Genomic DNA, 23,659 nt, shown 5'->3' on the forward strand with positions numbered 1-23,659 from the left:
GCAGAGCTCCGGCCGGCTCCCCGGTCGGGTGACGTTGGCGCAGCGCGTTTTCGCCGGTCGGCCCGCGGGGTAAGGATGTGTCCATGTTGGACACGGAAGTGCTGTCGCGGGCGGCTCCGCGGGCGCTCGGCGTCGGCACCCCGCTCGGCGACGTGCGGTTCGCCGTCCGCGCCGGCGGCTGGGACGTGCCCACCAGACCCGAGCTGACCTGGGGTCTGGCTTCCGGGGCCCGGCTCTGCCGCTGGCGGCACGAGGCCGTGCGGCTCGACGTGCTGTCCGGCCGCACCGCCTCCGGGCTGCCCGGGGTCACCCGCGAGACCACCGTCCTGCGCGTGCTGGCCCGGGAGGACGTCGGCGAGTTCGTCGTCCAGGCCGAGCTGGCCGGCGCACCGGCTGAGGAGCGCACCTGGGAAAGCGCCTTCACCGCCGAGACCGCCGACGCCGTGGTGAGTGTCGGCGGGCCGGCGGCCGATGTGCTGCGGCGGTGCTCGCGGGCCGGGCAGCACGTGCCGCCGTACTGGTCGCGGCTGGTCGGCGGGGACGCCGTCGAGCGGACCGGTGGCCGGCTCACCTGGCGGCTGCCCCGCGTGGACCGCGGCGACTACGCCGAGCTGTGGGTGTCCGTCGCGTGGAGCGCGCCGGGCGGGGACCCGGGCCGCGCCGTCGACGTCGACGCGGCCCGGGTGCTGCGGGAGCTAGCCCAGTGAAATCCGATCCAGATCCGGAGCCCCGGAACGGTCGTTGCCGATCCGGATCGTGTTGGCGCCCGCGGTCAGCGGCACCGGGACCGAAGTGGTGTACGGGGTGTTGTTCCCGGCGCCGCTGACCTTGACCTCGACCGGCGCGCCGCCGTTCACCGAGACGAAGTACGACCGGTCGCCGTTGACCGTGAAGTCCAGGTACAGCGGGTACTGGCCGGCCGTGGGCACGGTGACGTCCGGGAAGGTCACCGCCGCGCCCGCGCTCCCACCGATGTTGCGCACCTTCTGCCCGCCCGAGCACGGCGAGCAGTTCGTGACGCCGGCGTCGCCGATGTCGTTCGCCGAGTCCTCCGCCTCGCGCATGAACACCCGGTCGGCGGGCCGCTGCTTGACCTGCACCGGCTTGCTGACCGACTTCGCGCGTCCGAGCGTCGTGAAGGACGCCGTCACCGGGATGCTCACGTCCTGGGCCGCGGGAGCGGTCACCGTCCACGAGCCGCTCAGCACCTGGCCGAGCCCCAGCACCGACGTCGTCGCCGGGCCGCCCGTGACCGTCCAGCCCGCCGGGACCACCGGCGCCAGCGACACCTGGTCGATCGGGTCGTCGACGTCCAGCCGCAGGGATGCGGTGATCCGCAGCGACTGCTGACCGGGCGAGACCCATTGGATGCCGGTGGGTTGCACGGTCAACGTCGTCCGCGGGGTGTACGACTCGGGTGGCAGCGGCGCGACCGCAATCCGGTCCAGGCCGGTGCTGCCGGAGACCCGGATCGTGTTGGCGCCGGCGACCGTCGGCACGGCGATCGCCCCGGGGGCGGCGACGGTGACCGGCGCGGCGCCGTTGACGCTGACCGCGAGCGTGCCCGGTCCGGTCGTGTCCAGCTGCAGCCGCGACGGGCCGGTGGCCTGGACGTCCCGGAAGACGACGGCACCGCGGTCGAGGCCGGTGACGGCGTTCGTGCCCGAGCAAGCCTCGCACCACTCCGGCGACGCCTTGCCCTCGAAGCCGTTGCGCCACGACTCCGCTTCCAGCGGCACCTCGCCGCGCGGGTCGGGATAGCCGTAGGCGACGTCGACCTCGTCGAGCGCGAGCTGCCGGTAGAACGGCTTGGCCTGCGGCCCGGACCAGGTGTTCAGCACTTCCAGTTGCAGGTACCGCGCGTGCACCTCGCCGATGTCGATGAACTGGACGCCGCGGTTGCTCGGCAGGGCGCCGGTGCGGACGGTGCGCCAGGTCTTCCCGTCGTCGCTGGCGTGGACGCGGTAGTCCTTGATGCGCGCGGAATCCTCGGCGCGGCCGAAGGACTCCCGCGCGTACGTCGGCGACGATTCGCGCTCGTGCACCGCGAGGTAGGCCGTCGACCGCTTCCGGCCGAGGTCCAGCGTCACCGAGACCGGGAGCTGCCCGCCCGCGTCCCAGTAGTTGAGGTAGCTGCCGTCGACGAGGTTCGCCGCCGTTGCCGAGTTGGCCGACGCCGTCGCCTTGATCGTGCTCTTGTCGTAGAGGTACTCCCGGCCCGCGGTGTCCACTTTGAACACGGTGTCGTAGGTGTCCCAGTCCCGGATGTCCAAGATGGACAGGTAGCCGCCGGACTGAGCGAACCGCATCGGCTTCCCGGTGCGCAGGTCCGAGACGCCGGTGATGCGGTAACCGTTGTCCCGCAGCCGGACCAGGTCGGTCGACGGCCGGGTCAGGACGTGCACGTACTGGGTTGCCGCTTTCACCGTGATCACGCCGTGCGCGCCGTCGTTCCAGAAGCCGGGCTGCAGGCCGCCGTACATGTAGCCGCCGCCCTCGGTGCCGGTCAGCGATTCCTTGATCGGCTGCGTCCAGGACGCCATGAAGTTGTTGAACGCCTCCTGCTGGGGCGGGAACTTCCCGTTCAGCATGGCGGTTTCGGCCATCAGCGACTTGATCGAGGAGCCGGCGTTCGTGATGTAGCGGCCGGTGGAGAGCCGGAAGTCGACGGCCTGGTCACCGCCGCTGTACCACCAGTCGCCGTTGGTCGGCAGCTTGTAGTCGGCCTCGGTGAGCCGCGGCATCGGCGTGTAGACGGCCTGCGGGTAGTCGTAGGACGGTGTCATGCCGGTCTTCTGCTCGTTGCTGATCGTGTCCATGATCGGCGTGTCTTCGTTGTTGTTGCTCAGCAACCAGGATGGGCGCTTTTCGCGGATGTGCTCGTAGAGCCCGTGCTGCTCCCAGTACTCGTTGTCGTTGTCGATCCAGAAGCCGGCGAGGTCGGAGTAGCGGTCCATGACCTCGTCGAAGAGGTCGTAGGAGAACTCGCCGAAGCCGGGCCGGGTGGTCAGGTCGACCGGCTTGCCCTTATAGGCGGAGTAGGCGGCCGAGTCGAGGGATTCGTGGCCGGTTTCGTTGTGCCACTGAGGATCATCGGTCATGTAGAGCATGACGCGGACACCCTTGGCCCGCCCGGCGGCGATCAGTTCGCCGAGGAAGTCGCGTTGGGTCGAGCAGCTCCCGGGGATCTTCGACGGCCACGGCCGCGCGTAGCCCAGCCGGCTGTGGAAGGTGGTGAGGACGACGTAGGACGCGCCCAGCTTCGTGGCCTCGTCGATCCAGTAGCCCGGTGTCCAGCCGCCATCGGTGACGTCGCGCTCCCAGGCGGCGCAGTCGGTGTGCCGCGGCGCGGTGAACATGCCCCAGTGCAGGAACAGCCCGGCGGTCGAGGCCCGCAGCCAGTCTTGGCGAGGGTGGTAGAGCTCGGCGTTCGCAGGACTGACGAGGCTCGCCACCAGCGCAACGGCGGTGGCGAGGCAGGCAAGCAGTCGGATTCTCAAAGGACCTCCTCGTCCGGAGAGATCCGATGATTCGTTGGTGATATATCGTACGTCAAGGGAAGATGCCACTCACCGGCACACAGTCGTCTGATCTGTCACAAACCCGCGGCCCCGGCCGTCAAGGTGGTGATCGCACCCCCGAAAGGACGACTCCCGTGAACGACGAGCTCCTGGCCCGCAGCTTCGAGACCCACCGCGACCACCTCCGCGCCGTCGCCTACCGGATGCTGGGTTCGGTCACCGAGGCCGACGACGCCGTCCAGGAAGCTTGGCTCAAGCTCAGCCGGAGCGACGCCGCCGCCGTGGAAAACCTTGCCGGGTGGCTCACCACCGTTGTCGGGCGGGTCTGTCTCGACATGCTGCGCTCGCGGAAAGCCCGGCGCGAAGAACCGTGGGAAGTGCCCGATCCCGTCATCAGCCGCGACGACGGCGGCCCCGAGCACGAAGTGCTGATGGCGGACTCGGTCGGCCTCGCGCTGCTGGTCGTGCTCGACACGCTCACCCCCGCCGAACGGCTGGCGTTCGTGCTGCGGGACATGTTCGCGATGCCGTTCGAGGAGATCGCCTCGGTCGTCGGGCGGTCGGAGGCGGCGACGCGGCAGCTGGCCAGCCGGGCTCGGCGGCGGGTGCAGGGCGCTCCGGTCACGCCGGACCCGGATCTCGCCCGGCAGCGCGAAGTCGTCGACGCCTTCCTCGCCGCCGCCCGCGGTGGGGACTTCGATGCGCTCGTCTCCGTCCTGGACCCCGATGTCGTGCTGCGGGCCGACCGCGGGCCGGACCAGGGCGGCTCGACCGAGATCCGCGGGGCGGCCGCGGTCGCGAACCAGGCGCTGACGTTCTCGCGCGTCGGCCAAGGCGTGGTGCGCCGGGCCCTGGTCAACGGCGCCGCCGGCGTGGTCGCCACGCGCGAAGGCCGTCCCTTCTCGGTGCTCGGCTTCACGGTCGCCGACGGCCGGATCGTCGAGATCGACATCCTCGCCGACCCGGCCCGCCTCGGCCGGCTGGACCTCGCCGTCCTCGACTGAACCGCTAGACGACCGCGCCGTGCTCGTCCGTCACCACGGCGATCTCCCCGGCGTCGTCGAAGTGCAGGTACCGGCGCCGGCCGTCCGCGTACTGCCGCACCGCGCCGGCCACCACGACCACCAGCTCGCCGTCCTCGATCGTGTAGTGGTCGTCCGGGGTCAGGACCTCGTGGATGTGGCTGCCGTTGGTGACCAGGGTGCGGACGCGGCGGCCGGTGTGGTCGTAGCTGTACAGCGCGTTGACGCCGTCGCCGTGCACCCCGCGCAGCCTGCCGAACGCGTCCCGGATTTCGCTGCCCGACGGCGGTTCCGGTGCCGGGACCGGCTCGATGTCGCGCAGCAGCCCGCCCGGGCCGGTGAGCACGTGCCGTCCGTCCGCCCAGTGCTCGCTGACGCCGTTCGCGTAGTGCACCGCCGCCCGGCGGCCGCTCAGGTCGTGGTCGACGGCGTCGACGAACCCCGGCACGCTGACCAGCCTGCCCACCTCGTCGTACTGGTGGAACACGGTCAGCCGCCCGTCGCCGGCGTCGGGGTAGGTCACCGCCGCGATCCGGCCGTCCGCGCGGTGGCGCACGTCGAGCCGGTACTCGACCGCGACGTGCGCCGGCCGCCAGCGCGTCTCGGCGCGGCGGCCGTGCGCGTCGTAGCCGAACTCCGTCGCGCCGCATTCGTCGGACACGCGCACCAGGCGACCGCAGCTGTGCGGCCCCGCGCCGAGTGGCACCGCGAGCCCGCCGTCGTGGTGGGTGAACGTGGTGACCGGCGTGCCACGCGGGTCGTCGACCAGCACCGCGACCACCCGGCCGGCCGCGTCCCGGACGCGGAACACCGTGTGCCCGCCCGCGGTCCGCGTCTCGACGACGTTCCCGGCCGCGTCCCGGACGTGCACGGCACCGTCCTCGCCCCGCAGCTCCCGCCCGAGCAGGTCGCGCACGCCACCGAAGCCGGGGCGGTCCTCGGCCACGGGGAGCGGCCGGCCCAGCGCGTCGTACCGGAACTCCGCGGGCGCGGGCCGCGGATCGCCGTCCCGGAACGACCGGCTCGTCCGGCACACCAGGCCGCGCGCACAGTACTCGTGGTGCTCGTCGACGACGTCGCCGAGCAGCTCCGCGTGCCGCCGCTCCAGCAGCCGCCCGGCGCCGTCGCGCAGCTCGGCGGTCACCAGCACCTCCGCCTCGCCGGAGACCGCCCGCTGCTCGGTGGTGACGCGGGTGCCGTCGTAGCGGTACCGGACGGTCGGCAGCTCCGCCGAGTCACCGGGCCGGACGACCGTGTCCGGACGGCCCAGCGGGTCGTGGGTCAGCGTGGTCACCGCGCCCGCCGGGTCGGTCACCTCGCACACCTGGGCCGTGCGGACGTCGTGGCGGGTGATCGTCACGTTGCCCAGCGGGTCCGTGTCCACCTCGGGGAAGCAGCGGTCGGCCGAGTACCGCACCTCCCGGGTGTGGCCGAGCGGGTCGGTGGTCGTGGTGCGCAGCCCGGAGACGGTGTCCAGCCGCCCCTGGAACGTCGTGACCCACCAGCCGCCTTCGCCGGGACGGCGGTGGTAGCCGTGGTGCCGCAGGTCGGGCGGGCGCGCGCCGTAGACGTCGGCGACGAGTGCGTCGGTGAGCACCAGCTCCTCCCGCGCGGTCGGGAGGCCGTGCGAGCCTGCCGACCCGTCCGGCTCCTCGTCGTACCGGAAGATCCGGTCGGCCAGCACTTTCCCGTTGCCGTCCACCGTGCGGACCCGCGCCGGGAGCGCGGTGAACCGGTGGTCGGGGTCGGCCGCGTACTGCGTCCGGGTCTCGCGCACGACCGGCTCGCGGCCGGGCCGTTCGGTCGTCTCCACCTCCCGCGCCGGGTTCCCGGCGGCGTCGAACGCCGTCTCCTTCGTGGTGACCGAAACCGGGGTCTCCCGGCGCTCGAACTCCGTCGTCACCGTTCGCGTCCACTGTGGACGGCGCCGGTGCTCGACGCGGCGGTACGGCCGGTCGGCCGCCGGGGAGCCGTCGAGCCCGTAGATCTCTTCCTTGGCCAGCAGCCCTTCGCGGCCGAACCAGCGCACGGTCCGCAGGGTGGGTGCGTACTCGTCGCCGAGGTCGTCCTGGACGACGCGGCCGAAGCCGGCGGGCCTGCTGTCGTGGTACTCGAACTCCGTCACGCCCACCTGGCCGGTCACCGATTCGCGCCGCGAGACCCGCCGGACCACCGGCACCGCGGCGACGGTCGCGTACTCGATCGCGGTCCGCAGCCCCGACCCGTTGTCGATCTCGCACAGCTGCCCGGTGCGGGGCAGCTCGTCGAAGGCGTGGAACGGCACGGCGTCGAGCACCGACACCCCGCCGCCGGCGCGCGCCCGCGCGGTCAGCCGGACCCGCCGCGGGGCCGGCGCCTCCCGGGCGGCGTAGGCCAGCCGCAGGACCGGCGCGGCCGCTTCGGCGCCGTGCGTGTCGAAGCCGGCGAGCGCCACCGACGTCAGCAGGGACGCGCCGGTGACGTCGTCGGCGTCGTAGCCGAGCGTCCACCGCCGCACCAGCGGCCGCGCCGAAGCGGGCACCCGCAGGTCGATCCGGGTGCACCGCAGGGCGGTCGTGACGAGGGTGCCGCCGCGGCCCCGGCGCAGCACGTCCGGCCGCGGCTCGTAGCTGAACTCGACCTCGTACGGGCCGTACGCGACCCGCGTCAGGTACGCCTGGCCGCTGTGGTGCGCCCAGCCGAAGGCGGTGGTGGTGCCGAAGGCGTCCTCGGTCCGGTCGAGGTACCAGGTGCCGTCCTCGCCGGGGCCGAGCAAGTGCCGCAGGCCCGATCGGGTGGTCAGCAGGAAGCCGTCGCCGTGGCGGGCGAGCCGTCCGGCCGGACCGGACGGCGCCTGGCCGTCCGACGGCCCGACGTGCGGCAGCGGGAGGGTGAACCCGTCCCCGAACGGGCCGTTCGCCGCGCCGGTCGCGTAGCGCAGGGCGAGGGCAGGCGCGCTGCCGCCGGGACCGGGCGGCAGGTCGAGCGGCACCGTGAAGCTGCCGCCGCCGGTCGCCGGGTCCGGCGTGAAGGCGGCGTCCTGCGTGCCCGACCGGAGCACAAGCATCTGATCTCCCCGCGTGGATTCGTGACGTCCGGGAGGCCAAGTGGGTGAGCCGGGCCCGCCAGATACGTCGTCACCCGTTTGCCGTCACCGTTACGCAGTCGTGATGTCCGTGTCGTATCCCGGGTGCGGCCCGCGGGTCTTTCCCGGGTGCCGTTGGTGATCAGTGACGGGGGCAGAGGCAGCAGGAGGGTGGACCCGATGGTCGTCAGGTTCGTGCGAGACGAGACCGCGGAGACAGCGGTGGAGGACGCGAGCACGCTCAACGAGCTCCCGGCCCCGCCACGGCAGTTGCTGGACCGGCACGGCGCGCGCGTGCTCGACCCGGCGACGGCCGTCGTGGCCGCCGGGCAGCCCGCCCCGCGGACGACGGTGTACCGGCCGGGCGTGTTCCTGCTGCCCCAGCGGTACCTGCGTGACCAGGGGACACTGGCGTCGATCAACCGCGTGCTCGCCCGCATCGGCGTCGAGGCCGTGCCGGCCGACCGCGGCGACTACCAGGAGTACGACCGCGTCCGGCAGCTCGACGACCTGCCCGTCCGCGCCCTGCTGCGGGTGCGCGAAGACACCGAACCGGTCGTCGTCGACTGCTGGCGGGCGCTGCAGCTGCTGCGGTCCGCCGCCTCGGGGGAGAAACCGGAACTGGACCCGGCGGTCGTCCGGGACATGTCCGTCGAGCACCTGCTGTTCACGACGCCGGTGTTCGGCGGGGTGCCGTGGGAGACCAGCGGCCTCGGTGGCACGCCGTGGGAGACCAGCGGGTTCGGCGCGGGCAGCTCGTACGGGCGCACCCGCGGCGCCAACCGGATCCCGGTGACGCTGGCCGCCGCCCCGCCCTACCGCAGCCCGAAGCCGGCCCACCGGCGGCCGGTGATCGCCGTGCTCGACACCGGCATCGGCCCGCACCCGTGGTTCGGGCTGGCCGACCGCTCCGGACCGCCGGCCGCCGGTTCCGGGCTCGCCGTCGCCCCGGGCATCCAGGCCGCGATCCTCGCGAGCGAGCTGGGCGCCGGCACGACCGTCGCCACCCAGCTGCTGACCGACTACTGGGACGCGCCGACGACCGGCCAGCCGCTGATCGGCGACGTCGACACCGACACCGGGCACGGCCTGTTCATCGCCGGCATCGTCCGGCAGGCCTGCCCCGAAGCCGACACCCTGGCCATCCGCGTGGTGCACAGCGACGGCGTCGCGTACGAGGCCGACGTGCTGCTCGCGCTGCACCTGCTGGCCGACCGCGTCCGGAACGCGCAGGCGGACAACCGCCCGCAGGACATGGTCGACATCGTCTCGCTCTCGATGGGCTACTACCTCGAGGACGCCGCGGACGTCGCCTTCACCGGCCAGTTCGCCGCGGTGATCGCGGAGCTGCTCGGCCTCGGCGTGCTGGTCGTCGCCGCGGCGGGCAACGACGCCACCACGCGCCGGTTCTACCCGGCGGCCTTCGCCGACCAGCCGCTCGGCGGCGGCAGCGGTCCGCAGGTGATCAGCGTCGGGGCGCTCAACCCCGACGTCGGCACGAGCAAGGCGCTGTTCTCCAACGAAGGCCCGTGGGTGCACTGCTGGGCCACCGGCGCCGGGGTGGTCAGCACCTACCCGACCGACGTCCGCGGCACCGCGGCCGCCGACCACGAGGTGCCGGGCTTCGGCCGCAACTCCTTCGACCCCGACGACTACAGCGCCGGCTTCGCCGTCTGGGACGGGACGTCGTTCGCCGCGCCGCTCGCCGCCGCCGAGCTCGGCAAGGCGCTGCTGCAGTCGGGGGACCTGGCCACGGTCGACCGGGAGACCGTCGTCAAGCGGGCCTGGACCGCACTGGGCTCGCTGTGAACGTGGCCAAGACCGACCACGCTCGCGTGGCGAGCCTGTTCGACGCCGCGCGGGAGGGCGACCGCGCGGCGCTGGACGAACTGGTTTCCCTGCTCACGCCGTTGCTCTGGCAGGTGGCGCGCGACCAGGGACTCGACACCGAGCACGCGGCCGACGTCGTGCAGACGACGTGGCTGCGGCTGCTCGGTTCGTTCGCGGAGATCCGTTCGCCGGTCGCGCTGACCGGCTGGCTGATCACCGTCACCAAGCGGGAGGCCTGGCGCACGGGGGAACGCCGCCAGGCCGAACGGCCGCTGCCGGAACTCCCGGAGCGGCTGGTGGAAGCCTCGCCGGCACCCGAGGAGGGGGTGCTGCGCGAAGACCAGCGCGTGCGGTTGTGGCGCGCGGTGGACAACCTGCCCGAACGCTGCCGCAGCCTGCTGCGGATCGTGGCGTTCGTGCACCGGCCGGACTACGCCGAAGTCGGCGCCCGGCTGGGAATGCCGAGGGGGAGTATCGGCCCGACCAGGGGACGCTGTCTCGCGCGCCTGCGTGAGCAGCTACTCGCCAACGGCGAAGGAGATTGGCTGTGACCACCGTCGAACCACCAGGCGCGAACGAGCCCTTGGACGAGCTCGACTTCCGGCTGCTGGCCGGCGTGCGCGAGCTGTGGGAAGACGCCGACCCGATGCCTCCCACGCTGGTGGACCAGATCCGGTTCGCGATCCGGCTGGAGGACGTCGACCTGGAGGTGATGCGCATCCGGGAAGAGGAGGCGCTCGCGGACGCGCGCAGCGCGGCCGAACAGGGCAGGCTCATCACGTTCGACAGCGAAAGCCTGACGATCATGGTGAACGTGAGCCCGGAACCGGGGGGCACGATCCGCCTGGACGGCTGGCTGACCCCGCCCGCCGAGCACCCGATCGAGGTCCGCACCGCAACCGGCCCGCTGACGACGACATCGGACGCGGAGGGCCGCTTCGCGGTCGGCGGCGTGCCGCACGGGATGGTCCAGGTGCTGGTCCGCACGGTCGGCCGGTCGAGGACGGTGAGCACCCCGGCCATCGAGCTGTAGTTTTCGAAGGTTTCGAAGCTGCCTGATACCTCTGACTCGGAGGTACGATCCGGGGCGTCCTTCCCCGGCCGAAAGGGCAGCCCGTGGTCGCGTCGCCGAGGGTCGAAGACCGGGTCCGCGACCTGCACCGGCGGGCGGTCGCGGCGACCAACAACGGCCAGCCCGTCGTCGGCGGGCGGCTGATCCGGTCCGCCGCGCGGCTGCTCGGCCTGCCCGCCGCGGCGCCGCCGCCCGCGTGGCCGTCCTGGCCCGACCTCGCCACGCGCGTGCTCGGGACGTACGCGGCCGTCGAAACGGCGCTGGGCAACAGCACCCGCGGCCTCGCCCTGCTCGACGAGGCCGACGTCCTCGTGTCGGACGCCGGGCGCGGGATCCTGCGCCAGCAGCGCGGTCTCGTGCTCATCCTGATCGGCCGGATGGACGAAGCCCTGACCTGCTTCGACGAAGCCATCCCGCTGCTGCGGCAGGCCGGCGAGTTCGTCGTGCTCGCCAGGACGCTGCTCAACCGCGCGATGCTGCACCAGTACGCCGGGCGCGTCCGGCTCGCGCTCGCCGACCTCGACCAGTGCGAGCAGATCGGGGCGAGCCACCCCGACGAAGAGGGCCTGGCCAGGATCTTCGCCAAGGCCGCGCACGGCCGCGGCCAGGCGCGCGTGCTCACCGGCGACATCCCGGGCGCCCTGCGGGACTTCGACGCCGCGAGCGGGTTCTACGCCGAGCAGAGCGTCGGGATGCTGCCGGTGCTGGCCGTCGACAAGGCGCGGGCGCTGCTGGCCGCCGGGCTGCCGCACGAAGCCGCCGCCGAGCTGGACGCCGCGCTCGAACAGTTCCCGCGGCTGCGGATGAACCAGGAACACGCCGAGGCCGAGCTGACCAGGGCGCTGGCCGCGCTGGCGAGCGGCGACCCGGCGGCCGCGCGGAGCTGGGCCGGCCGGGCCGAACGCCGCTTTCGCCGTCGCGGCAACGAAACCTGGGCGGCGGTGGCGCAGCTGACCGTGCTGCGCGCGGACTTCGCGGCCGGGCGGCGGATCTCCCGCGTCGGCGCGGAGGCGACCGCGCTGGCCGGCCGGCTCACCGCGCTCGGCCTGCGCAACGACGCCGAGATCGCAGGCCTGCTGGCCGCGCGGGCCCGGATCGCGCTCGGCGACCTCGACGGGGCCCGCGCCGGGATCGCCCCGCGCGACCGCCGGACCGCGCCGCTGGAGAACCGCCTCGTGCGGCGGCTCGCGCTGGCCGAGCTGGGCGCCGCGAGCGGCCACCGGCGCATGACGTTCGCCAACGCGCGGGCCGGGCTGACGCAGCTGCAGCGGCACCGCAGCCGGTTCGGCAGCGTCGACCTGCAGACCGGGACGACGTCGCTGGGCAAGGAACTCGCCGACGCGGGACTCGCCGCCGCGCTCGCCCAGCGCTCGCCAGGGGTGGTGTTCCGCTGGCTCGACCGTTCGCGCGCGCAGGCGTTCCGGTTCCGGCCGGTGCGCCCGCCGGCTCACCCGGAGACCGTCGACGCCGTCGCCGAGCTGCGGTTCCTCTCGATGCAGGTCCGCGCGGGCGAGCTGGCCGGGAAGCCGGACAGCCAGGCCGTGAAGCGGTGCGCCGCGCTGGAACGGGAGATCCGCGCGAAGGGCTGGCAGGCCGAAGGCGTGGCCGCCGACCACGCCGAGGCGAAGCTGCGTGAGATCGGCGACGAGCTCGCGGAGACCGGTTCGGCGATGGTCTGCTTCCTCGCCGACCGCGGCGCGTTGTGCGCGCAGGTGATCGCGAACCACCGGGTGGCGCTGGTCGAGCTCGGGACGGCGACGGCCGTGGCGGAGCCGGTCGCGCGGCTGCACAGCGACCTCGACGCGTTGTGCGGGCGCCAGCTGCCGCCGCAGCTGGACCAGGTCATCCGCCGTTCGGTGCGCACGCAGGTCACCGCGCTGGACGCGATCCTGCTGGCCCCGCTGGCCTCCCGGCTCGGCGACCTCGACGTCGTCGTGGTGCCGACCGGCGCGCTTTCGGCGATCCCGTGGGGGCTGCTGCCGACGTTGCACGGCCGCCCGGTGACGGTCACGCCGTCGTCGTCGGCCTGGTTCGACGCGGGCCGCCGCTCCGGCGGGGCGGTCGGCGCGCCGCTGCTCGTCGCGGGGTCCGACCTCAGGCACGCCGAAGCCGAGATCGCCCGGCTGGCGCCGCTGTACCCGGACGCCGAGGTGCTGACCGGCCCGGACGCGACGGTCGCGGCCACGCTCAAGGCGTTCGACGGCTGCCGGCTGGCCCACTTCGCCGCGCACGGCCACCACGAGCGGGAGAACGTGCTGTTTTCGCGGCTCAACCTGGCCGACGGGCCCCTGATGGCCTACGACGTCCAGCAGCTGGCGACGGCTCCCGAGCAGGTGGTGCTGTCCTCGTGCGACGTCGGCCAGACGGTGGTCCGCGCGGGCGACGAGGTGCTGGGGTTCACCGCGGCCCTGCTCTACGGCGGCAGCCGAACGGTGGTGTCGAGCGTGGCCCGCGTCGACGACCGCACGGCGGGCGGCGTGATGCTGGCCTTCCACAAGGCCCTCTCGGCGGGCACACCCCCGGCGCGCGCCCTGGCGGACGCGGCGCGCGCGGAACCGCTGATGCCGTTCGTGTGCTTCGGCCGCAGCTGACTCCCTTTCCGACGCCCGGCGGTCCCGCGGGTTGCGCTGCGGTGATCGATCGCATCCCGGCGCATCCCCGAGGGGGCGCCGGACATCTCTCCCGGTGAGGTCATTCGACGCAGGGAGGAACGTCATGCTCGGCAAGCGCATTTCGGTCGGGGTCGCGGCGGTCGCGGGAGCGTTCGCCCTCACGGCCTGCGGGTCAACCGGCTCCGCGCCGTCACCCGCCGCGAACGGCGGCACGGGCGCCGGTGCCGCCGCGGCCCCCGCTCCCGCCGGGCAGGCCGCGCCCGCCGCGGCGAAGACGTCCGGCACGCCCCGGTGCACGACGGCCGACCTCTCGGTCTCCCTCGGCAAACCGGAGGAGAAGAGTCCTGGCCAGTACGACCTTCCGCTGACCTACCGGAACACCTCGGACCACCCGTGCGCCCTGCACGGCGTCCCCGGCGTCGACCTCGTCGGCCCGGACGAGCCGACGTTCGGCCCGGTGTACCACCTGCCGCGCGTCGACAACGGCGTCAAGGACAACGAGGTGACGCCCGGGACCACGGCGTCGGCGACCGTCACCGTGCTGACCCCGGCGGAGGGCGGGGCGTCCTGGACCCCGGCCGAGCTGACCACGATCCCGCCCGGCCAGACGCAGCCGCTGAGCGTGAAATGGCCCGCCGACCTGCCGGTCCTCCGCCAGGACGCGGCCACCCACCCGGGGTCGTATGTCAATGGCATCCTGGCCGATCCGGCCTGACATCACTCGATCGAGTGAAGCGTGGGGCCGCGCGTCATTCCTGGCGTGGCACCCCCTCTTCCTCGGTGCGGCGGTAACCGGCCGGCACGCCCCCCGACTGGCCGGTTACCGCTGCGAGTTCCCTACTCACGGTGGAGCAGCACGACGGCGTCCGTCCCGGCGACGCGCTCGTACCCCGTGCTCTCCAGCTCCGCCAGCGCCGCCTCCTTCGTCGCGAGGGTCGTCGGCCAGGACTGTTCCGGCTGAGCCACCACCACCCACTCCGGCCGCTGGTCCGTCACCCCGTCGAAGAACCGCACCGTGCAGCGGGACGTCAGCCGCGGGGCCAGCCGGTTGGACGCCAGCACGGTCGCGCCGTCCGGGATCCGCGCCAGGACCGTGTCGATCCCGGCCCGCTGCGCCGGTGTCCAGACGCCGTCGGTCAGGTGCGCCGCCTGCAGGCCGAGCGAAGCCAGCCCGGCGACCACCGCGCACACCGGCAGAAACCGCCTGAAGCCACCGATCCGCCGGGCGCCGTGCACGCCGGCGAGGAACACGACCGGCATCAGCACCGCGCTGTAGTGGTAGCCCATGCCCCAGTAGCGGTCGTTCGCCGAGACCAGCCGCCACAGCAGCGTCGGCACCGCCAGGAGCAGCAGCGGCGACCGCACGGCCGCGAACGCCGTCGGTGCCAGGAGGGCCAGCAGCATCGAGACCTTGACGATCGCCCCGCCGAACGGGGTGAAGCCGCTGCCGTGCGCGTAAGCCCCGGCGGGGTTCAAGGCCGGCAACACGACCAGGAACAGCAACGCCGACGTCGTGACGCCGAAGCCGGCCACCGCCCAGCCGAGCCGCTTCTGCCGGTTGAGCACCAGCACGACACCGACCGCGGCGAGCGTCAGCGGCAGGTCCTCCTTGACCAGCACCAGCGGCAGCGCGCACCAGACCGCCGCCCGCCACCGCTCGTGCAGCAGGTGTTCGACGGTGAACGCCAGCATCGGGACGGCGAAGCAGACCTCGTGGAAGTCGAAGTTCACCGCGGACAGCAGTCCCCACGACAGCACGTACCCGGCGCCCACGAGCGCACCCCGGCGCGCGCCGAGGAGCTCGATCGCGCAGCGCGTCACCGGCACCGCGGAGAGCGCGAACAGCAGCGCCTGCGCGACCAGCAGGCAGCCCGGCGACGGCCAGAGCAGGTAGAACGGCGCCAGCAGCGCCAGGATCGGGTGGAAGTGGTCGCCGAGCGTCGGGAAGTCCGCGCCCAGCAGGTCCGACACCGGCCAGCGCCCGTGCGCGTATGACCGCACCGCCTGCTCGAAGATCCCCAGGTCGAACCCGCTCGCGTCGAACGTCCGCAGCCGCTGCAGCGACCAGGTGGCGTACCCGGCGAAGGCGACCGCGGCGACGACGTAGGGGACCGCGCGGCTTTCGCGCGTGCGCGCCGGAGCCGGCGCGAAGTCGATCAGCATGGCGGGATGTTCTTGGAGCCACGCTGAACCGGAGCTTAAGCGAGCTGAAGAGGTCTTCAGGCAAGCGGCAGGCGCAGCTCCAGGCACCCGCCGGACGTGCTTTCGGCGACGCGCAAGCTGCCGCCGTGCGTCCGGGCGATCTCCGCGGCGATCGCCAGCCCCAGCCCGGCACCGCCGTCGTCCTCGCGGGCGCGGTCGGCGTCGAGGCGGACGAACCGGTCGAAGACGCGCTCGCGGTGCTCGGCCGGGATGCCCGGGCCGTCGTCCCGGACGGTCAGCACGGCGTCGCCGCCTGCCTCGTCGAGGGTGATCGTCACGCTGCTCCCGGCGTGCCGCTCGGCGTTGTCGGCGAGGTTGCGCAGCAGGCGTTCCAGCCGTCCCGCGTGCCCCCGGACCACCGGGTTCGCCCGGATTTCCGCGCGCACTTCGACGCCGTCGCGGGGCAGCCGCGCGGCCAGGTGCCGGGTGACGAGGTCCCCGAGCGCGATCCGCGCGGCCCCGGCCGGCTGGTCGGCGTCGAGCTTGCTGAGCAGCAGGAGGTCCCCGGTGAGCGTCTCCATCCGCGAGACGTCCAGGACGGCGTTTTCGATGCTGTGGCGCCAGTCGAGCCGGTCGGGGTGGGCGAGCTGGACCTCGAGCTGGGTGCGCATCGACGCCAGCGGCGTGCGCAGCTCGTGCGACGCGTCCGCGGTGAACCGGCTCTGCCGCCGCACGGACTCGTCGAGCCGGGCGAGCATCGCGTTCATCGTGACGGCGAGTTCGGTGATCTCGTCACCGGAGTCGGGCACCGGCACGCGGCGGCCGAGGTCCCGCGCGCGGATGCCGTCGACCTCGGCCCGGATGGCCCCGACCGCGCGCAGCGACCGCCGCACGGCGAACCAGGCGACGGCGCCGACGAGCAGCGCGGCCGCCGGCACCCCGCCCCAGAGGATCCGCCGGGCGGTGGCCACGGTCTCGAGGCCGACCGGGTCCAGCCGCTCGCCGGCCGCGACCTGGTGGCGGCCGTCGTTCGTCGCCCGGCCGGCGTACTCCTGCCCTTCATCGAGGCCGTACGGCATGACGATGACGCAGTCGGGGCCGTAGATCTGGACCACCTGGTCATCGGGGAGCCGGTCGGGCCTGCCGGTCGAGCAGCGGTTCATGACCTCGGTGCTGATCATGTAGCCGCCGCCTTTTTCGTACCGCTTCGGGATGTCTTCGGGGGCGACCCCCGAGTCGAGCAGCGCGACGAGCGCGTCGACCTTGTCGCTCGCCCGCGCCCTGGCGTTGTTCACGAGACCGCTCTGCAGCGTGCTCACGAACCAGTACGACCCGAGGCCGAGCACGAGCGCCGACGCGAGGGCGGCGAAGAGGGCGACCCGCCACCGGGTCGACCGGGGCAGGATCCGGACCACGTCCCGAAGATAACCGCACCTTGGAAGACCCGGGCCGGCCCGCCCGCGGGCTAGCGTCGAATGCCGTGACAGTCGAACGGTGGCACCGGGTGCGCGCGGCCCTGCCCGAGGTCGGCGGCCGGTTCGCGGACCTGCTGACCGGCGTCCCGGACCCGCACCGGCGAGCACTCGGCGCGTGGACGATCGGCGAAACGGCGTCCCACGTGGGCATGATCGCGCTGATGTACACGGCGATGATCCGCGGCGACGGCGGCCCGCTCCCGCTGCCGGGCCTGGCCGAGCCGATCGACGCGGCGAGCGTCGACACGATCTCCCGGCTGAACGCGATGGCCCTGGAGCTCTACCCCGAGCGCGACCCCGTCCGCCTGGCCGCGCGGCTGCGCGCGGACATCGCCGAGGTGCTGCTGGTCAGCGCGGACCTCGACCCGGAGAAGCCGGTGTGGTGGCTGGGCGGCTCCCGCGTGCCGGTCGCCGGCGTGCTCGCGCACCTGGTCAACGAGATGCTGCTGCACGGCCTCGACATCGCCCGCGTCCTCGGCAGGCCGTGGCGCGTCCCGGCCCGGCTGGAGGCCCTGTTCCTGGAGCTGTTCCTGTTCGGCGTGGCGCGCAACGACATGGGCCGCCTGCTGGCCGACGCGACGCCGTCACCGCGCCGGATCGCGGTGGAGTTCCGGTCGCGGTACACGACCCCGGCGGTACTGGCGCTCCAGGACGGAAGGCTGCGCTGCGAAGAGCCGGACGGCACGGCCGACGTCCGCCTTCGGTTCGACCCGTCGATGCTGGTGCCGATGATGTTCGGCCGCGTGTCCCGCGTGCGCGCGGTGCTGACTGGAGGCGTCCGCATCGGCGGCCCGCGGCCGTGGCTGCTGCCGGAGTTCCTGCGGACGGTCCGGATGCCTTAGTTGTGATGTCCAGGGACGTTGTCCCGAGTTGAGGTGACCCGTGGCGGCCTGCCCTTCTGACAGGTAAAGGCCTCCGGATGTGAAGTGGAGCTGGGCACAGCGCTACCGCGCCGAAGGCGCGGCCGGGATGGCTGATCGCAGCAGCCGCCCTCACCACAGCCGGGCCCGCACCTCCGGCCGGCACCTCCGGCCCGGTGGTGCGAGCGATCGTGCGGCTGCGGTGGCGTCACCGGCTGGGCCCGATCCAGATCGCCGGCCGGCTCGGCCACCCTGCCAGCCGGTCAGGCGGAAGGCCAGCCGTCGCCCCACTCGGCGTCCCGGGCCGCTCGGTACCGCGGGCCCTGCTTCTTCGAGACGGCGACGGCCGGTGCCAGCCCCTCGGTCGTGCACAGATCGAGCGCGACCCAGCCCTTGTGCTTCTTCGGGTGCCGGATGATCCGCGCGTCCGGCCGCTCGGGCACGGTCCGCGACGCGACGACGTAGGCGAACTTCTCGTCCTCGAAGCCGAGGGTGCCCGCCTTGAGCTTCCGGTGCAGCCCCGAGCGCGGCAGCCGGGCGGCGAAGTGGCACCAGTCCTGCCCGGCCACGATCGGGCAGGCGGCATCGTGCGGACACGGCGCGACGACGTGCAGGCCGAGCTCGACCAGCTGCGCGCGGGCGGCCCGGATCCGTTCGAAACCGGCGGGCGTGCCGGGTTCGATCAGCGCGACGGCCCCGGCCTTCGCGGCCAGCCACCGCACGACGTCGGCCCGGGTGGCGTCGGGCAGTTCGCCGAGCACGTAGGACAGCGTGACAAGATCGGCGTCGGGCGCGGGCGAGGAGGGATCGACGAGCCCGCGCCGCCACTCGGCGTCCCGGACGGCGGCCCGCCCGGAGCCGGCGGCGAGCCGCTTGCCGAGCCCGATGGCCCCGGCGACCTGTTCGAGCACGGTGCAGCGGTCGAGCGACGGCCAGACGTCGGCGGCCGCCCAGACGGCGGCGCCGGTCCCGCCGCCGACGTCGACGTGGGTACGAGGTGCGAAGCCGGGAGTACGCAACGCGGCTTCGGCGAGCACGGCGTGTACGGCGGCGTAGGTGGCGGGCATGCGATAGCCCGCGTACGCGGCGACGTCGACTTCGGAGCCGAGGATGGGCGACGTGGCCGCGTCGCCTTGGCGGTAGCGCGCGCTGAGCCGGTCGACGGACTGGGTCAGCCGGGCCAGGGGGTGCCGGGCCAGCTCGTCGTCGAGCGCGGAGGAGAGATCATCGGGGAGTACCGCCACGACGGGCAGATTAGCCGGGGCCCGGCCGTCACCAGGGCTTGGCGTCGCGGTTCCGGGCCCAGCGCCACGCGGCCGCCGCGCCTTGCCGCAGCAACCGGCCGGCCTGCGCCAACCGGAGCGGGAGCCGCGGCCGGTCTTCGGTGGCCCGCCAGATCTCGGCGGCGCGGGGGTAGCGCTTCCGCACTCGCCGCAGCGACGTGTCCCAAACCGGGAAGCCGCGCAGCCGAGCCTGGCCGCTCCCGTTCGCCGGCAGCCGGACGATGTACCGGCGCTTCCCCTGCTGTGCGCGCTTCGCCACATCGCCCTCCCCGGTCCGCCGCAGCTCGGCAGCTTACCGCCGCGGCCCGCCCGCCCTGCCTGAATCGTCCCCCGGCCCGGCGCTGAGCTGCTACTTTCCGGCCCGGAAAGTTTTTCGCCCGTGGCTGTCGATCCGGGCCGCGGCTGTTCGACGCGTAGGCAGGACCGACCGAGAGGAGACCGCGATGCGGTTCATGGTGATCGTCAAGAGCAACGAAGACTCCGAGGCCGGCAAGGGCCCCAGCGCCGAGCTGCTCGAGGAGATGGGGAAGTTCAACGAAGAGCTCGTCAAGGCCGGCGTGCTGCTGGCGGGCGAGGGCCTCACGCCGAGCTCGCAGGGCGCGCGGGTCGTCTTCTCCGGCACCGAAGAGCCCAAGGTCGTCGACGGCCCGTTCGCCGAGACCAAGGAGCTCGTCGGCGGCTTCTGGATCCTGCAGTGCCGCGACCGCGAAGAGTGCATCGAGTGGATCAAGCGGATGCCCAACCCCGACGGCCACGCCGGTGAGGTCGAGATCCGGCGCGTGGCCGAGGCGTCGGACTTCGAGAACATGACGCCGGAGGTCGTGGAACTGGAAGGCCGGCTGCGGGCGCAGTCCGCCGGACAGGCGTGACATGCGGTTCCTGGTGATCGTGAAGGCCGGCCCCGAATCGGAGGCGGCCGGGTTCCAGCCCAGCGCCGAAGAGCTGACCGAGATGACGAAGTTCAACGAGCGGCTGTTCGCCGAGGGCCGGTTCGAGCTGGCCGAGGGGCTCACGCCCAGCTCGGAAGGCGCGCGCGTGATCTTCGAAGGCGACGCGGAGCCCAAGGTCATCGACGGCCCGTTCGCCGAGACGAAGGAGCTGATCGCCGGGTTCTGGGTGCTCAAGGGCGAGTCGCTCGAAGAGGCCGTCGCGCTGATGAAGCAGGTCCCGAACCTCGGTCCCGGTGAGGGGGTGCTGGAGATCCGCCCGATCGACGGGTAGTGGGTTGCACCGCGGAAGATCACCCTGTCTGATGGCCGGGTGACGGTTGCGGACACCCGGAGGACGGTCGAGACGGTCTGGCGGATCGAGTCGCCGCGGCTCATCGCGGGCCTGGCCCGGATGGCTCGCGGCGACGTCGGTCTCGCCGAGGAACTGGCGCAGGACGCGCTGGTCGCGGCGCTGGAGCAGTGGCCGGATTCCGGCGTGCCGCGCAACCCCGGCGCGTGGCTGATGACCATCGCCAAGCGCCGCGCGATCGACCAGTTCCGCCGCAACGAGCGGTACGCGGAGAAGCTCGAGGAGGTCGGCCGCGACCAGCAGCTCGGCGAAGGCGTGCTGCCCGACTTCGACGCGGCGCTCGACGACCACATCGAGGACGACGTCCTGCGCCTGCTGTTCGTCGCCTGCCACCCGGTGCTGAACACGCAGGCCAGGGTCGCGCTGACGCTGCGCATGCTCGGCGGCCTGACCACCGACGAGATCGCGCGGGCCTTCCTGGTCCGCGAATCGACGATCGCCCAGCGGATCGTCCGGGCGAAGAAGGCCCTCGCCGCGGCGAAGGTGCCGTTCGAGGTGCCGGAGGGCGACGAACGCGTCGCGCGGCTGTCGTCCGTGCTCGAAGTCATCTACCTGGTGTTCAACGAGGGCTATTCGGCCACCCGCGGCGACGACTGGATGCGCCCGGCGCTCTGCGAAGAGGCGATGCGGCTCGGCCGCGTGCTCGCCGGGCTGATGCCGGGCGAGTCGGAGGTCCACGGCCTGGTCGCGCTGATGGAGCTGCAGGCGTCCCGCTCGAAGGCGCGCACCGGCCCGAACGGCGAGCCGGTGCTGCTGCTCGACCAGGACCGCGCCCGCTGGGACCGCTTCCTGATCCAGCACGGCCTCGCGGCGCTGGCCCTGTCCGAGCAGATCGCGGAGGGCGCGTACGGGCCGTACTCCGCCCAGGCGGCGATCGCGGCCTGCCACGCACGGGCGCGCACGGCCGAGGAGACGGACTGGGTGCGGATCGCGGCGCTGTACGAAGGACTGGGCAAGCTGCAGCCGTCCCCGGTGATCGAGCTGAACCGCGGCGTCGCGGTCGCGATGGCGTACGGCCCGGAGGCGGGCCTGGCGGTCGTCGACGCGGTCGCGGACGAGCCGGCCCTGAAGGACTACCACCTGCTGCCCAGCGTCCGCGGCGACCTGCTGGAGAAGCTGGGCCGGCGCGAGGAAGCCGAGCGCGAGTTCCGCCGGGCGGCGGAGATGACGGAGAACTCGCGCGAGCGCGAGCTGCTGTTGAACCGCGCGAAGGCGGTCGCGGGCTAGCGGCCTCGCCAAGCGAGCGGCGACAGCGTCAGCGCCGCTTCCGCGATCTTCCGCGCCGTCTCCGTCTTGAGGCCTTTCCGCGCCGACTCGATCCACTCGTCGACCGGCCGCACGCCGATGTCGCGGTACTCCAGCGCCTGCAGCAGCATCTCGAGCTTGTCGGCGTCCTTGGCGCACAACGCTTCCACCGACTCGCGGGTCTCGTATTCGTCCACCGCCGACCGCACCAGGTCACGGGACCGCGGGGGCAGCGCGGCCGTCTGGTCGGCGGTGATGTCCCGCGGCTCCGGCTTGCGCAGGTACTCGGCCGCCGTCAGCGGGAGGTCGCCCGTGCGGGTCTCCTGCGTGTCGTGCCACAGCGCGAGGAACGCCGCCCGCTCGGGCGACGCGCCCTCCTCGGCCGCGATCAGCGCCGCGAGCTGGGCGGCGCGCAGGCTGTGCTCGCCGACCGACTCCGGGTCGCGGACACCCGCGTGCCACCAGCCCGACCGGCGGACCCGCTTCAGCAGACCCAGTTCGTACCCGAAAGCGGCCAAGGATGCGCTCATGCCGCCCAGCCTAGGGCGACGGGATCATCGCCGTCAGGATCGTCGCCTGGAGCAGGGAGATCACCCCGACCACCGCGGTGAGCAGCAGCGACCACAGGAACGTCTGCCGCAGCAGCGAGCTCTCCTTGCCGCTCTGCCCGATCGCCGTCGCGCCGATCGAGAGGTTCTGCGGCGAGATCATCTTGCCCATCACGCCGCCCGAGGTGTTCGTGGCGCCGGCCAGGATCGGGTTGAGGTTCAGCTGCTGCGCCGAGATCACCTGCATCGGGCCGAACAGGCTGTTCGTCGACGCGTCCGAGCCGGTCAGGAAGACGCCCAGCCAGCCGATGTAGGCCGAGAACAGCGGGAAGACCGCGCCGGTCGTCGCCAGGGCCAGGCCCAGCGTCTGCGTCGCGCCCGAGTAGTTCATCACGAACGCGATGGCCAGGATCATGAAGATCGTCGCCAGCGCCCAGCGCATCTGGTGCAGCGTCTTGCGGTACGTCGCCAGCAGCAGCTTCGGCCGCCCGCCCATCGCGAACCCGGCGAGCACGGCCGCGATCAGGGCGATCGTGCCGGGCGAGAACAGGAAGTCGACGGTCAGCGTGGCCGCGTACGGCGCGTTCTTCGCGGTGATCGGCGGGTGCTGGACTACGTGGTTGTGCAGCCCCGGCCACGCGAAGATCCAGTCTGCCTTGTGCAACAGCTTCGTCAGGTCGAGCCAGACGGGGAGGTTCTTGAAGATCGTGCCGATCCGCGACAGGAAGATCGCCAGGATCAGGATGATGTAGGGCGTCCACGCGTACAGCGCGCCGCGCTCGGCCTGTGCGGCGCCGAGGCTCTTGGCCGCCGGGACGGCTTCCTCGCCCTCGAAGCGCCACACCGTCGCGGGCTGCCAGAACCGGGTCAGGATCCACAGCGCGGCCATCGCGGTGAGGGCCGCGAGGACGTCGACCAGGCTGGCGCTGATGTAGTTGGACGCGACGAACTGCATGGCCGCGAACGCGAGCCCGGCGGTCAGCACCGCCGGCCAGACCTCGAGCATGCGCTTCCAGCCGGCCAGCACCACGACCAGGAACGCCGGGATGATCAGGGCCAGCACCGGAACCTGGCGGCCGACCATCGCCGAGAAGAGCTCGGTGGCCTGATCCTGCTTGAGGTGCATGATCGGCGCGGTCAGCCGTCCGAGCACGATCAGCGGGTTGCCGAGGCCGCCGAACGCGACCGGCGCGGTGTTCGCCAGCAGCGCCAGCACGACCGCCTTCACCGGCGGGAACCCGAGCGCGGCCATCATGGCGGCGGTGATCGCGATCGGCGACCCGCCGCCGGCGACGCCTTCGAGCAGCGCGCCGAAGCTGAACGCGATGAGCAGCGCCTGCAGCCGCCGGTCTTCGCTGAACCCGGCGAGCACGCGCTTGATGGCGTCGAACCGGCCGGTGGCGACGGTGACGTTGTGGAAGTAGACGGCGTGGAAGGCGATCCAGGCCACCGACCACACGCCGAACACGAGGCCCATCGCGGCGGAGTCGAACGCCAGCGCGGCAGGCATCCGGTAGAGCAGCAGGGCGACGGCGAGCGCGGTGACCAGCGCCAGCGCGGCGGAGAGGTGCGCGGAGAAGCGGATCACCCCGAGCGAAACCAGCAGCACGATGATCGGGAGCGCGGCGAGCAGCGCGGAAACCCACAACCCGCCCGCCGGCTGGTAGTCCTGGATCCAGGTCACGT

Annotated in this window: 19 protein-coding genes and 1 pseudogene; 12 read left to right on the forward strand and 8 right to left on the reverse strand. The window is 73.1% G+C overall.

The window, feature by feature from the left end; all coding sequences use genetic code 11:
• Positions 1 to 83: 83 nt before the first annotated feature.
• Complete coding sequence (locus HUT10_RS31030) at positions 84 to 707, forward strand: hypothetical protein (RefSeq protein ID WP_176174428.1); 624 nt, start codon at positions 84 to 86, stop codon at positions 705 to 707.
• Here HUT10_RS31030 and HUT10_RS31035 read toward each other — a convergent pair.
• A complete protein-coding gene (locus HUT10_RS31035) occupies positions 696 to 3,500 on the reverse strand; it encodes an alpha-L-fucosidase (protein WP_176174429.1) in 2,805 nt (934 codons plus the stop codon). The two genes, HUT10_RS31030 and HUT10_RS31035, sit on opposite strands and share 12 nt — an antisense overlap.
• Positions 3,501 to 3,655: 155 nt before the next feature.
• Here HUT10_RS31035 and HUT10_RS31040 point away from each other — a divergent pair, with 155 nt between their 5' ends.
• Entirely contained in the window at positions 3,656 to 4,525 is an 870-nt protein-coding gene (locus HUT10_RS31040; RefSeq protein WP_176174430.1) for a sigma-70 family RNA polymerase sigma factor, read from the forward strand.
• Positions 4,526 to 4,529: 4 nt separating this feature from the next.
• Here HUT10_RS31040 and HUT10_RS31045 read toward each other — a convergent pair whose 3' ends face one another.
• Entirely contained in the window at positions 4,530 to 7,589 is a 3,060-nt protein-coding gene (locus HUT10_RS31045) for a SpvB/TcaC N-terminal domain-containing protein (protein ID WP_176174431.1), read from the reverse strand.
• Positions 7,590 to 7,787: 198 nt separating this feature from the next.
• Here HUT10_RS31045 and HUT10_RS31050 point away from each other — a divergent pair, with 198 nt between their 5' ends.
• The 5 genes from HUT10_RS31050 to HUT10_RS31070 all read left to right on the forward strand — a co-directional run bounded on the left by HUT10_RS31050 (position 7,788) and on the right by HUT10_RS31070 (position 13,836).
• Positions 7,788 to 9,416, forward strand: a complete 1,629-nt coding sequence (locus HUT10_RS31050) for a S8 family serine peptidase (RefSeq protein ID WP_176174432.1) — start codon at positions 7,788 to 7,790, stop codon at positions 9,414 to 9,416.
• Positions 9,413 to 9,988: an RNA polymerase sigma factor gene (locus HUT10_RS31055; RefSeq protein WP_176174433.1), complete on the forward strand. Its 576-nt coding sequence runs from the start codon at positions 9,413 to 9,415 to the stop codon at positions 9,986 to 9,988. Before HUT10_RS31050 ends, HUT10_RS31055 begins: the two co-directional genes overlap by 4 nt.
• Positions 9,985 to 10,470: a hypothetical protein gene (locus tag HUT10_RS31060; protein ID WP_176174434.1), complete on the forward strand. Its 486-nt coding sequence runs from the start codon at positions 9,985 to 9,987 to the stop codon at positions 10,468 to 10,470. The genes HUT10_RS31055 and HUT10_RS31060 overlap by 4 nt, the downstream gene beginning before the upstream one ends.
• A gap of 83 nt (positions 10,471 to 10,553) precedes the next feature.
• Positions 10,554 to 13,100 (forward strand): CHAT domain-containing tetratricopeptide repeat protein, encoded by a 2,547-nt coding sequence (locus HUT10_RS31065; RefSeq protein ID WP_176174435.1) that lies wholly within the window; start codon positions 10,554 to 10,556, stop codon positions 13,098 to 13,100.
• A gap of 124 nt (positions 13,101 to 13,224) precedes the next feature.
• Positions 13,225 to 13,836 (forward strand): DUF4232 domain-containing protein, encoded by a 612-nt coding sequence (locus HUT10_RS31070; RefSeq protein ID WP_176174436.1) that lies wholly within the window; start codon positions 13,225 to 13,227, stop codon positions 13,834 to 13,836.
• Positions 13,837 to 13,958: 122 nt separating this feature from the next.
• On the opposite strand, the gene HUT10_RS31075 is transcribed toward HUT10_RS31070, so the two are convergent.
• Positions 13,959 to 15,284 carry a DUF2079 domain-containing protein gene (locus HUT10_RS31075; RefSeq protein WP_176174437.1) on the reverse strand — a complete coding sequence of 442 codons (1,326 nt, stop codon included), beginning with the start codon at positions 15,282 to 15,284 and terminating at the stop codon, positions 13,959 to 13,961.
• A gap of 56 nt (positions 15,285 to 15,340) precedes the next feature.
• Positions 15,341 to 16,678 carry a HAMP domain-containing sensor histidine kinase gene (locus HUT10_RS31080; RefSeq protein ID WP_176174438.1) on the reverse strand — a complete coding sequence of 446 codons (1,338 nt, stop codon included), beginning with the start codon at positions 16,676 to 16,678 and terminating at the stop codon, positions 15,341 to 15,343.
• A 65-nt stretch (positions 16,679 to 16,743) separates the two neighbouring features.
• Between HUT10_RS31080 and HUT10_RS31085 the strand changes: the two genes are divergently transcribed.
• Both HUT10_RS31085 and HUT10_RS51300 read left to right on the forward strand, forming a co-directional pair.
• On the forward strand, positions 16,744 to 17,580 hold the full coding sequence (locus HUT10_RS31085; RefSeq protein WP_176174439.1) for a maleylpyruvate isomerase N-terminal domain-containing protein: 837 nt from the start codon (positions 16,744 to 16,746) through the stop codon (positions 17,578 to 17,580).
• A gap of 91 nt (positions 17,581 to 17,671) precedes the next feature.
• Positions 17,672 to 17,858: pseudogene (locus tag HUT10_RS51300) on the forward strand (leucine zipper domain-containing protein); the annotation flags it as partial.
• A 3-nt stretch (positions 17,859 to 17,861) separates the two neighbouring features.
• Here HUT10_RS51300 and HUT10_RS31090 read toward each other — a convergent pair.
• Together HUT10_RS31090 and HUT10_RS31095 are read right to left on the reverse strand one after the other, a co-directional pair.
• Positions 17,862 to 18,842, reverse strand: a complete 981-nt coding sequence (locus HUT10_RS31090) for a small ribosomal subunit Rsm22 family protein (RefSeq protein WP_176174440.1) — start codon at positions 18,840 to 18,842, stop codon at positions 17,862 to 17,864.
• Between the two features lie 28 nt (positions 18,843 to 18,870).
• A complete protein-coding gene (locus HUT10_RS31095; protein ID WP_176174441.1) occupies positions 18,871 to 19,140 on the reverse strand; it encodes a hypothetical protein in 270 nt (89 codons plus the stop codon).
• A gap of 184 nt (positions 19,141 to 19,324) precedes the next feature.
• On the opposite strand from HUT10_RS31095, the gene HUT10_RS31100 reads away from it, so the two are divergent.
• The 3 genes from HUT10_RS31100 to HUT10_RS31110 are packed head-to-tail and all read left to right on the forward strand — an operon-like array spanning position 19,325 to position 21,407.
• Entirely contained in the window at positions 19,325 to 19,750 is a 426-nt protein-coding gene (locus tag HUT10_RS31100) for a YciI family protein (protein WP_176174442.1), read from the forward strand.
• 1 nt (position 19,751) lies between these two features.
• On the forward strand, positions 19,752 to 20,102 hold the full coding sequence (locus HUT10_RS31105) for a YciI family protein (protein WP_176174443.1): 351 nt from the start codon (positions 19,752 to 19,754) through the stop codon (positions 20,100 to 20,102).
• A 39-nt stretch (positions 20,103 to 20,141) separates the two neighbouring features.
• Positions 20,142 to 21,407, forward strand: coding sequence for an RNA polymerase sigma factor (locus HUT10_RS31110; RefSeq protein ID WP_176174444.1), 1,266 nt, complete (start codon positions 20,142 to 20,144; stop codon positions 21,405 to 21,407).
• Here the strand turns inward: HUT10_RS31110 and HUT10_RS31115 are convergent.
• Entirely contained in the window at positions 21,404 to 21,955 is a 552-nt protein-coding gene (locus tag HUT10_RS31115) for an HD family hydrolase (protein ID WP_176174445.1), read from the reverse strand. The genes HUT10_RS31110 and HUT10_RS31115 overlap by 4 nt on opposite strands.
• 10 nt (positions 21,956 to 21,965) lie before the next feature.
• The gene (locus HUT10_RS31120; RefSeq protein ID WP_176174446.1) at positions 21,966 to 23,657 is read right to left on the reverse strand and encodes an L-lactate permease; all 1,692 of its coding nucleotides are present in this window, start codon (positions 23,655 to 23,657) and stop codon (positions 21,966 to 21,968) included.
• Positions 23,658 to 23,659: the final 2 nt, after the last annotated feature.

It is taken from the genome of Amycolatopsis sp. Hca4, assembly GCF_013364075.1.
In the GTDB taxonomy this organism is placed as follows: domain Bacteria; phylum Actinomycetota; class Actinomycetes; order Mycobacteriales; family Pseudonocardiaceae; genus Amycolatopsis.

Bases quoted from the DNA above. Each gene is read 5' to 3' on its own strand.
- HUT10_RS31030 (WP_176174428.1), top strand. From the start codon at position 84: ATGTTGGACACGGAAGTGCTGTCGCGGGCGGCTCCGCGGGCGCTCGGC.
- HUT10_RS31045 (WP_176174431.1), bottom strand. From the start codon at position 7,589: ATGCTTGTGCTCCGGTCGGGCACGCAGGACGCCGCCTTCACGCCGGAC.
- HUT10_RS31050 (WP_176174432.1), top strand. From the start codon at position 7,788: ATGGTCGTCAGGTTCGTGCGAGACGAGACCGCGGAGACAGCGGTGGAG.
- HUT10_RS31070 (WP_176174436.1), top strand. From the start codon at position 13,225: ATGCTCGGCAAGCGCATTTCGGTCGGGGTCGCGGCGGTCGCGGGAGCG.
- HUT10_RS31075 (WP_176174437.1), bottom strand. From the start codon at position 15,284: ATGCTGATCGACTTCGCGCCGGCTCCGGCGCGCACGCGCGAAAGCCGC.
- HUT10_RS31100 (WP_176174442.1), top strand. From the start codon at position 19,325: ATGCGGTTCATGGTGATCGTCAAGAGCAACGAAGACTCCGAGGCCGGC.
- HUT10_RS31105 (WP_176174443.1), top strand. From the start codon at position 19,752: ATGCGGTTCCTGGTGATCGTGAAGGCCGGCCCCGAATCGGAGGCGGCC.
- HUT10_RS31115 (WP_176174445.1), bottom strand. From the start codon at position 21,955: ATGAGCGCATCCTTGGCCGCTTTCGGGTACGAACTGGGTCTGCTGAAG.